This window comes from Mycobacterium sp. E787 (assembly GCF_001668725.1).
Classification (GTDB): domain Bacteria; phylum Actinomycetota; class Actinomycetes; order Mycobacteriales; family Mycobacteriaceae; genus Mycobacterium.
The window spans coordinates 1-1,290 of sequence record NZ_LZKL01000109.1 but is presented as its reverse complement, the minus strand read 5'-3'; the positions used below and the strand labels follow the sequence as shown (position 1 = coordinate 1,290).

1 protein-coding gene is annotated in these 1,290 nt (G+C 68.4%); it reads left to right on the top strand.

Features of this window, described 5'->3' with window-relative positions:
- Nucleotides 1-1,290, top strand: a 1,290-nt coding sequence (locus A5705_RS21555) for an HAD-IC family P-type ATPase (RefSeq protein WP_156763185.1), incomplete at both ends; no start/stop codon positions are given.

The window sequence follows — 1,290 nt, the reverse complement described above, 5'->3', positions numbered from 1 at the left end:
GGCGACATCGACATCCTGATCACCGACAAGACCGGCACGCTGACGGAAGGCCGCATCCGCCTGGTCGGCACGATCGATCCGGCCGGTGCGCCGGCCGAGCCGGTCCGGCGGCTCGGGCTGCTGGCCACCGACGTCGACCCGGAATCCGGTGTGGTGAGCGCCAATCCGCTCGACGCCGCGCTGTGGGACTCCCCGCAGCCACAGCAACTGGTGGGCGGCGCGGTGCGCCGCGTCGCGCTGCTGCCGTTCGACCACGAGCGGCGCGCGACGTCGGTGTTGGTCGACGACGACGGCAACCGCCTCCTCGTCGTCAAGGGCGCCCCCGAACAGGTCCTGGACCGGTGCGACGGGACGCCGGCGGCCGCGGATGCGACCCTGGCGGACTTGTTCGCCGCCGGACGGCGGGTGGTCGCCGTCGCCACCCGCCCGGCCGCCGAGCTGACGGAGCTCACCGCCGACGACGAACACGACCTGACGCTGGCCGGCTTTCTGGTCTTCGCCGACGAACCCAAACCCGCGGCGCGCCAGTCGCTGGCACAGCTGGCCGAACTGGGCATCGAGCTCAAGATCGCCACCGGCGACAATCCGCGGGTCGCCGAAAAGGTCTGCAATGACCTGGGTTTGGCGTCCAAGGGCACTCTCACCGGCGCCGAGCTGGAACCCCTCGACGACGACGGGTTCGTCGACGCCGCGCAAAACCACACCATCTTCGCGCGCATCTCCCCCGAGCAGAAGGCGCGGCTGATCACCGCGCTGCGCCGCAACGGGCGATCGGTCGGCTTCCTCGGCGACGGCGTCAACGACGCGCTGGCATTGCACGCCGCCGATGTGGGCATCTCCGTCAACAGCGCCACCGACGTGGCCAAGGACGCGGCCGACGTGGTCTTGCTGGAAAAGGACCTGGGGGTGCTGGCCACCGGGGTGGCCACGGGCAGAAGGATTTTCGCCAATACCATCAAGTACGTGTTCATGGGCACATCGAGCAATTTCGGCAACACCTTCAGCGCCGCCGCCGCGTCGGCGTTCTTGCCGTTTCTGCCGATGCTGCCCAGCCAGATCCTGCTGGGCAACCTGCTCTACGATGCCTCGCAGTTGGCGATCCCCACCGACCGCGTCGATGAGGAGCAACGCGATGCGCCGGCGCACTGGAACGTCGCCTTCATCCGCAGGTTCATGCTGACGTTCGGGCCCATCAACTCGCTGTTCGACTTCCTGACCTTCGGATTCATGCTCGGCATCCTGCACGCCGGCGAGGTGGCGTTTCACACCGGGTGGTTCCTGGAAAACCTT